The organism is Aureimonas sp. SK2 (assembly GCF_029813115.1).
Taxonomy (GTDB): domain Bacteria; phylum Pseudomonadota; class Alphaproteobacteria; order Rhizobiales; family Rhizobiaceae; genus Aureimonas.
Window position 1 is genome coordinate 132,074 of sequence record NZ_JAPZDS010000013.1, and the last position, 8,514, is coordinate 140,587.

10 protein-coding genes are annotated in these 8,514 nt (G+C 62.2%); 9 read left to right on the top strand and 1 reads right to left on the bottom strand.

Annotation, left to right across the window (positions count from 1 at the left end; all coding sequences use genetic code 11):
* Nucleotides 1-116: 116 nt before the first annotated feature.
* From O5O54_RS16530 to O5O54_RS16570, 9 genes are all read left to right on the top strand, one after another.
* Entirely contained in the window at nt 117-1,040 is a 924-nt protein-coding gene (locus O5O54_RS16530) for a DUF2493 domain-containing protein (protein WP_279482927.1), read from the top strand.
* 138 nt (nt 1,041-1,178) lie between these two features.
* Nucleotides 1,179-2,441: a HEPN/Toprim-associated domain-containing protein gene (locus O5O54_RS16535; RefSeq protein WP_279482928.1), complete on the top strand. Its 1,263-nt coding sequence runs from the start codon at nt 1,179-1,181 to the stop codon at nt 2,439-2,441.
* 354 nt (nt 2,442-2,795) lie between these two features.
* Nucleotides 2,796-2,963, top strand: coding sequence for a hypothetical protein (locus O5O54_RS16540; protein WP_279482929.1), 168 nt, complete (start codon nt 2,796-2,798; stop codon nt 2,961-2,963).
* 134 nt (nt 2,964-3,097) lie between these two features.
* Nucleotides 3,098-3,538: a hypothetical protein gene (locus O5O54_RS16545; RefSeq protein ID WP_279482930.1), complete on the top strand. Its 441-nt coding sequence runs from the start codon at nt 3,098-3,100 to the stop codon at nt 3,536-3,538.
* A 573-nt stretch (nt 3,539-4,111) separates the two neighbouring features.
* Nucleotides 4,112-4,438, top strand: a complete 327-nt coding sequence (locus O5O54_RS16550) for a DUF736 domain-containing protein (protein WP_279482931.1) — start codon at nt 4,112-4,114, stop codon at nt 4,436-4,438.
* A gap of 306 nt (nt 4,439-4,744) precedes the next feature.
* Complete coding sequence (locus O5O54_RS16555) at nt 4,745-5,011, top strand: helix-turn-helix transcriptional regulator (protein ID WP_279482932.1); 267 nt, start codon at nt 4,745-4,747, stop codon at nt 5,009-5,011.
* Nucleotides 5,012-5,107: 96 nt separating this feature from the next.
* Nucleotides 5,108-5,368, top strand: a complete 261-nt coding sequence (locus O5O54_RS16560; RefSeq protein ID WP_347814889.1) for a DNA -binding domain-containing protein — start codon at nt 5,108-5,110, stop codon at nt 5,366-5,368.
* A gap of 125 nt (nt 5,369-5,493) precedes the next feature.
* On the top strand, nt 5,494-5,835 hold the full coding sequence (locus O5O54_RS16565; RefSeq protein ID WP_279482934.1) for a transcriptional regulator domain-containing protein: 342 nt from the start codon (nt 5,494-5,496) through the stop codon (nt 5,833-5,835).
* On the top strand, nt 5,804-6,256 hold the full coding sequence (locus O5O54_RS16570) for a DUF2285 domain-containing protein (protein ID WP_347814890.1): 453 nt from the start codon (nt 5,804-5,806) through the stop codon (nt 6,254-6,256). Before O5O54_RS16565 ends, O5O54_RS16570 begins: the two co-directional genes overlap by 32 nt.
* A gap of 30 nt (nt 6,257-6,286) precedes the next feature.
* Here the strand turns inward: O5O54_RS16570 and O5O54_RS16575 are convergent.
* Nucleotides 6,287-8,514: hypothetical protein (locus O5O54_RS16575; RefSeq protein ID WP_279482936.1), on the bottom strand; the 2,228-nt coding region annotated here is incomplete at its 5' end.

Consider the following 8,514-nt stretch of genomic DNA (forward strand, 5'->3'; position numbering starts at 1 on the left):
TAGTCGGCCTTAGCCATCGAGCCCTGCGCTCGCGCTCCGGGTGCCCGGCCGTCCGGCCCGTGGGCTTCGTCGCCATGAAGGCCGCGACGGTCGCGGTCCAACCGACGGAGCATCCCATGAGCGAGCACGACGACTACGAACCGCACCACGAATCCTCACCAACCGACCATGCGCTCAACGAACTTCAGCTCCACGGCTACCGTCCCTTTGTGGACGAACCCGACCAGCGGCTTCTGCCCGACGGCAATCAGGTCGCGGGGGCCGTGGCCGACATCTTCGACGCCCTGATCGGCACCTTGGAGGACACTCGCCTCGAGCCCGACCTCGACGATCTCCTCTGGTCGACCGTGAACGTCTTCCACCGCGCCACCGACAGGATCGGCCGGGAACTGGACGACAACGAGCAGGCCCAGAAGCGCGGGCAGCGGGAACAGGATGGCAGCGAGGTGAAGTCGGTCGAACTCGAGCGCCTGATCGCCGAGGGCAGGACGCTCATCGAGCGCCAGAACGCATTCGAGCTGATGCGCGACCAGGCCGCCGAGCACTACGAACGCCATGTCGGCAAGGCCTGGCTCCCGCGCAGCGGATCGCGGGTCAACCATCGCAATCTCACCTCAGCGATGATCGACAGCCGCGATTTTCTCATGGCGAAGAAGCGCGCCGAGCAGGAGGTGCTCCTTCCGCCCGGCCCGAAGATCGTCGTCACCGGCGGGCTCGATTTCGACAACCACCGGTTGATCTGGGCCAAGCTCGACCAGGTCCACGAGAAGCACCCCGACATGGTCCTGATCCACGGCAAGTCGCCGAAAGGCGCCGAGAAGATCGCATCCCTCTGGGCGAAGAACCGCAACGTGCCGCAGATCGGCTTCGCGCCCGACTGGACGAAACACGGCCGGGCGGCGCCCTTCAAACGCAACGACGAAATGCTTCAGATCGTGCCGAAGGGCGTGATGCATTTCCCCGGCACCGGCATCAACGACAACCTCGCCGACAAGGCCAAGAAGCTCGGTATCCCGGTCTGGAAGTTTGGCGGCGCCTGAGCGCCGCCTACCCACCGGCACCTGATCACTCTCGCACTTGCAAGGGCGTCGATATAGAAACCGCAGGCTAGGCCGCGAACGGTAAATGGAACCGTCTCAGAGTATTGGCCTCTGGATCAACAAGGGGCGGACTGCGGTATGGGCACGTCGATCGAGTTGAAGGTGGGCGGCGTCTCTTTAGATTACGCAAAAAATAATATGGGCAATGACTACGGGTATCTCTTTCAGGAGCCTGATCTCGCCCGCCGGCCGTGTGATGGCATCGATTACGACTACTATCGCGACCATCCTGAGAAGGAGGGCGATCTGGCGGAAAGCGAGCTCACGTTCGTGCGCCCGTTAGCCCGGGTCATCCCGAGGCTTGATGTCCTTGGCTGCACGTTGGAGGGGGCTCGAGCGGAATACGAGGCCGTTATGGCGGACGCAAGGTCGCTCTCCGAGTCCCAGGCCCAGCATCTAACTTTCGAAGAGTTCTGTGCACTCGCCAACTTGTTCCCCCTGGCCAGTCTCGCCCACGAATACGTTGAAGACGACACGATCGCGCAAGGACGCTTCGCCGCGCACGCCGCACTCTTTGCCCGCGCACCTTGGACCGAAAACGCAGATATGTATTGGTCCGAAGCCAGCTTTCTCTCGGCTAGGCTATGCATCCTCAGCGCGCCGTCAATGTTGCGGATTTTCGCCCTGAGCCCCGACAATTCGGACGCCGAAGTGACTTGGCAATTCGGCAATATCGTGAACGCGGGCTGGGTCGAACGCAGTTTCTTTGCGGCCGGCGCACAGCGAACTCATGCGATTCTGGTTGCAACCGAAGGCGCATCGGATGCGCGTATTCTGCGTCGAGCGCTCGACCTTCTGCGGCCCGACGTCGCCGACTTCTTCCGCTTCATCGACGGCGAGGAACGGCATCATTTCTGGGGCACTGGCAACCTCGTCAAATTCGCCGAAGGCCTCGTGCGGATCGATATCCAGAACCCAGTGCTGTTCCTGCTCGATAATGATGCGGAGGGAGTCGACGCTTACCGTAAGCTCCAAGAATTGAAGATGCCGGGAAATTTGCGCTCGATGGTTCTGCCGCAAATCGAGGCACTACGGCGGTTCCCAGCACTCGGCCCCGAGGGTCTCAATGACTGCGACATCAATGGGCGAGCGGCCGCCATGGAATGTTACCTTGACCTCAATTTGCCCGACTACCCGCCAGCTCGGGTGATCTGGAGCAATTACAAGCGAGATATCGACGCTTGGCACGGTGCACTCGAGCACAAGGAATCCTACGACCACCACTTCATGAGGCAGAACGCCGACACGCTGGCATCAGGAGCATATGATACATCCAAGCTGACCCAGGTTCTCGATGCTTTGATCGCCGAGGTCTCGCAATTTGGCGGCAGTTCCTGCTGAGCGCTTGCCGCACCCGCTCCTCGCTCTCGTTGAAGGGCAACACCATTCGATATCAGGCCCATGCACGGGGCAATGATCGGATCAGATGGGGGCCAACTTGGCCCGCGTCTTCATGGCACTTTGTCAAGCTCTCGAAGCCATCAACTGGCGCCTGATCCCGCGCACCATCCCGCTTCAAGACGCTGATCCTTGGTCCAACCGATGGCCTGAAGCCATCAACCCGTAAAGGGTCGGACTACGCATGCGCGTGCCGCCGCTCCGGCTTCGCCTCACGCGGTGATTGCGGCCAACGGCCAGACTCTTCGGGCGCCTGTCAGCGGGGGATGGACCTCCGCTCAAGCAGGAGCCAGGCCGATGTCCTTCCAAACCGCTCACGCCTTCGCCTTCAGCCTCGCCGCCACCCTGATGACCGCCATCGTCATCTTCCGCGCCGGCGATGGTACGCTCTCCGTCACCCCCGCGACCGAATACGACGGTGACGAAACCGCCATCGTCGGCGAAATCGACCCATTCGCCTCATGAGAGGCGAACAGGGTCGCACAAACGACGGATGCTGCGCGCCTCCGCTCCCACAGCGACGCGATCTCTGCTAATCTCGCTGTTGCGCCGCGGTGGTGGTGGAGGCGCATCTGTCTGACACTTGCGGAGACACCACCATGATCTTCATCGGTATCCTGCTCAGCATAGCCGCCATCGGGTTCCTCTGCTGGCTGCTCTTCACGCTCGCCGTGTTCGCGCTTCCGTTCTTCGCAGGCGTGACTGCGGGCACATGGGCCTATGGCACGGGCGCGGGATGGCTCGGCGCGATCCTCGTCGGCTTTGCGGCAGCCGGGCTGACCTTCGGCATCGGCCAACTCCTGCTCGCCACCGTCCGTCCGACCTGGGCGCGCCTGCTTGTCGCCGCCGCGTTCGTCGCCCCGGCCGTGGTCGCTGGCTTCCATGCCACCCATGGCATCGTGAAGCACACCATGCCATCCGAAGGCTGGCAGCTCGCCTTCTCGATTGTCGGGGCCATTGCGGTCGGCATCGTCGCCTTCGCCCGCATCACCGGAATGGCGGCGTCCGGCCCTTCGGCCGGGAACCTATCCCAAGCCTGACACTGCGACGTCCGCTCGCCGGACTAGACTGCGATTTTACACGGCCGTTCACGTCATCAGGTCGGCCCGTCAGGGAGAGAAGAGACGGAGCCTCCTCCGTGCCCTCCCGCTGCGGTGGGATGGAGCGCATTGAGCGGCGGCAACCGTGTCGCACCCGCGGGGCTCCCGGTGTCGAGACGTCCGGTCAAGGCTGGCGAGACAGGGAAATGCGCATCCACGGCCCCGGGCCGGGCGAGCCTCCGCCTGTGATCGCCGGTCAGGTTTCTTTACCAGGATTGAAGGCCGCCACCGCCTCCGTCATCCGTCCGTCCGTGCCCGCTCCAAAACGGCCTCTTCAATGGCCTGATCTGGCCGAAGGACGGCTTCGCCTCGAGCGCCTATGCCACAACGGCTGGTCCCGACTTTCCTCCCCTGCCGGCTACGCCGTCATTCCTCGCGAAACAACAAAGTCGCGCCTGCGCCATCCTCCGCTGCGCTGCGGTCGCAAGCGATGTGGCGGCGCTCGCCTCCGGCCGGTCGATCGCCATCGAGGCCGCAATGGTGCGGGCTGGAAACGGAAAACGGAGACTTATCATGGCGACCATCGGCACCTTCAAGAAGACCGGCTCGAACGAGTTCACCGGCGAAATCGTCACCCTCAACCTCCAGTCCAAGGGCGTGCGCATCATCCCTGACCAGCGCGCCAACGGCGAGAACGCCCCCAGCCACCGGGTTCTGGTCGGCCGCGCCGAGATCGGCGCCGCCTGGTCCAAGCGCTCCAACGAGGGCCGCGACTATCTGGGCCTCAAGCTCGACGATCCGAGCTTCACCGCTCCCATCTACGCCAACCTCTTCGATGACGAGGACGGCGAGGGTTACTCGCTAATCTGGTCCCGCCCCAACGGTCGCCGCGGCGACTGAGGCGGCACGCTAAGGCCCCGGCCGAAAGGCCGGGGCCGCCATCCCGCTCAAGTCGCGATAGGGGCGCTGGTGCATACCCGGATGGTCTCCCCGAGACCAAAGACGCACCGCATGGCTTTACCGGCGAGCCGGACATCAGAACTTTGCTGTTACCGGCAAAATCTGTGCGATCAGGCGAATCAGCCGGGTCAAACCATGGCAACACCGGCCTCAACTCGGGCCTTCAAGCTGGTTGAGAGAGGCAGATGCGACTAAAATAGCCGTAGTTCTGGAGCGCGTATCGGTTGCGATGGGAGGTGATCATGCATGATCACCGCCCGACAATCCCGGGCCGCACGCGCGTTGCTGGGTTGGACGCAGGAGACGCTCGCTGACAAGGCCCGCATATCGCTGACAGCACTCAAGCGCCTCGAATCCGAAAGCGGACTCGATGTGTATGAGACGACACGCGATCAGGCACGCAGGGCCTTGGAAGCCGCCGGCATCGTCTTCCTGTCGACTGACCGAGGGCATGGGGTGTTGCTGGTCGATGATCATCGGAACAAGCCGAACCGGTCTATGGGCTCGCGCTGACCTGTGGGCAGCAAAGCCGGCCCTCGGTCGCATTGCCTCCATTTCGGACCAAACCTCGTTAAGAGATGGGCGTCGCTTACCCACCGAGTCTGCCCCATGATCGAACCATTCGAGGACATCGCACCGTCCAGTCGAGAGCTCACCGACTACGACAGATCGCATGTCAAACTCTACGTCCGCTTGCTGGATGCGGCTGCCGAGGGTGCGCGATGGGAAGAAGCCGTGCAGGTGCTGTTCGGGCTTGATCCCGTTCGCGAACCTGAACGCTGCCGGCATATCTACGATAGCCATCTCGATCGCGCCCGCTGGATGACACATACCGGCTATCGGCACCTTCTTCGTCAGGCCCACGGCTGACAGTCGGCGAAGAGCGTGATGCCGTTTCGACATCACGCGATGCTCTCGCTCAGGCTTCCGACCCTCACCCCGTGTCGCGAACAATGGGCTCTCGACTTGCGCGCACCACGCGGGGAGTTGATGCGATGAGGCCCGATACATCAGACTGGCGTAACGACAGCAGCTACGAATTCTTCGATTTCCTGCCGATCGAAGGGCTGGCCTGGGAATGCCTTCGCAGAAGCAGTCCTTATCAGGACCATTACGCTAGCCTGGTCAACGCCGGCGCCGAAACCCTGCCGCTGCCTCACGAAGCGCAGCAGCGCTGGGGGCTGCGATTTCCCCGCAACGCCAAACCTTTCCGCGGCGGAGCAACTGGTGGTGTGGTCGCCATCGAACGATCCAACCGTCGTCTTCCTGACGCACCGGCCAAACTTCCTGCCCTCCGCCCCGAATGTGCTCGCCGACAGGTTCGGCGCGAAGCGTGACGGCCCCGAGGGATCGTACTCCACCCTTCCCCACTACGATCTCCAGGTCCTCTTTCTTCCCGGGACATCCCCAAACGATCAACTCGCGGCGGTCATTCCGATCGATGATGACCTTCTCGATCGCATAGATGCGCTCGCACGCCTGTCGCGCGCCTGGCTCAAACGCCCGCCGTTGCGCGACACCCGCATGACCCGCGATCAGCGCCGCCGCTTCCGTTTGAGGATTCGCGCCGCCGACGGCCGCATGGACGGCGCCACCTATCGCGAAATCGCCATAGCGATTTACGGCGCGGCGCGCGTCGAAACCGATCCCTGGAAGACATCACCGCTGCGTGACGCCGTTATCGCCTTCGTCGAAGCCGGAAAGGCTCTCATCGACGGCGGCTATCGGCAACTGCTCAGGCATCGCCGCCGCACCTAGTTACATTGGCCTGTGATTTTCCAGCAAAAGTCAGAATCCTGCACCACAGTCATGGCAGACCACGTTTGAGATTTGGTCGGCGACCGTCAGATGGTAAGTCAATTGCAGGCCGTTCTTGTACAAGAATGTTCCACAGCCGAAGCAGCGCGTCTGCATTGTCCCGGTCCCGCACCGAGAGCATTTATAATACCACTTTCGGTTTCCTCTATCGGTCCGATCCGGCGTAACGTCAGCCGGTTCGTGAGCCTCGCCGCAGTTGATACAGAAACTGGCGTTGGATCGACAAATTTCGATAGGCCCTGCCCATCGGTCATCACTCCCGCCGACGCTTCCACTGTCCAGTTCCCCAGCCTCCGGCTCCGGGAACACTTCCTGAAGTTCCAGAGCGATCAGGCGTCGAAGATTGGTTAACGACGCCGCGCCGGAGACTGGGTCGGCGGCAAGCTGGATGCTGCCGTGAGCGCGGCTCGTCGGGTGTTCCTGCCCATAGTCGCAGTCCCGGCCCCAGACGAGCGGAGAAGTCCTGTGTGCAATTGCCGCCTTGGCAGGTTGTAGGATGAAGACGCGGTCACCGTCCTGTCCATAGTCCTTGATATCAACCAGCAGCCTGAGCATCGCAGGGAGTTCTGCCTGCTTCCACCGCGTGCGAAACTTGGCATCCATGACCAGGCCGGAGTGCTGCCGTGTCAGGTTTCGGAAGATCGAGCGTTGATGACCCCGCCCCGGTTCATCAACGCCGCCCCGTGAGGGGAAGTCGGGGCCAATGGTGAAACGCAGGCGAAAGTCGGGGCGACGCCCGTTGGCTAGTACGGGCTCCGCATCAAGGCGAGCAGTCATGCTTGGATGGGCTCGCGTGAAACTGAGCGAGAAGCCGGTGCCATCGAGCTTTCCAGCCCGAGACACGGACGTGACCACATGTTCCACCCAGTCGCCTTGTGGCACAAAGCCGAAATCCTGCACCAGTACGGCGATGATCTTGATCAGGCACCAGCGCTCGTAGAGTGCGCTGGCATGCAGGGTGTTGATGCGCCCGAGCTTGTCGAGCGTATCTCCGCTAAGGCCTGTGCACTGCTCCATTGCAGAAACTTTATGAAAGGCTGCCAGCGCCGCAGCGTAAATGGGGGGCTGAACGAAGCGCATGCCCATTGGGAACATCGAACTGGGAACGACCTTGAGATGGCTCCACCCCGCGTCCTGACGGTCTAGGGAATTTGCGATGATGTTGAGATCGGACGAGACGGCTGTGCCACTTTGAACGCGTTCAGCAAATTGGGCGGCGCGCGCGAGCGCCGTGCGCGCCTCCGAGCGATATTCTTCGCGTTCTTTGCCGACTATAGGCCGATGCCAACCATTGCGCTCGTACCGGGAGCGCGTGGTTTCACGACGCCCAAGAACTGGCGAGTGAGGTTGAACATTTGAAATTTGCGTGAAGGTCGCTCGGCGGCCCACCTTGCCATTTCCCGTCCGAAAAGTAGTGATGTCGGCCTTGCCGGTTAGGGTCAGTTCAAGATCCTTATCGAAGCTGTGAGCGGCCCTCACAAGGTCATGAAGCGCATCGGGGAGCCGGGCCACGCTGAAGTTTATGCCTTCGCGCTCGTCATAACGGGCATCGCGGTCAGGGTTCCGATAAAAGAACTCCTTGGCGCCGAACTCCTTTCCGACCGTGAAACGGTATTTCCGCTCCCCCGGTCCAGGCGGGATCGAAGATTCAACCCAGCCGACAATGGCATCTAAGCGTCTACGGATATCGGAAAGCTGGTTGTCGAAAATCTCCTGATCGACCTCGATCCTCTCAATGGCCAGCAGATCAGCCGCCCGCGCCTTTTCGCGTGCCGCTCTGGCAGCGAGGTGCGCTTGGTGGCGGTCTGACGAACGAGCAACCGATCGTGCGAGGCGCCGGCAATGCTCGACCATGCTGCGGAGATAGCGATTCTCCGGCACATCCGCGCTCTCCTGTGCGGCACGGCCCGGATAAGTGCGAGCCCCGGGCCGCCGCATCGCGGCACGAAAGGTTTCTGAATTGGGGCGCACCCGTGCCGCGGGTGCCGACGCAGTCACCTCGCGGATTTCGCGGGCTGGATGTTCTAGCACGCGTCCGGCGGTATCAGCGAACGCTCTGAGTGCATCAACCAGGTCGCGACTGTAATCGGAACCTACCTCGCCCAAGGCGCCGGTCGGTCGCCCAATCGCAAGCCAGACCAACTCGTCTCTAAAGTCGTCGAGATATTCCTGGGCGTGTGCACGATCGAGTTCCAAAG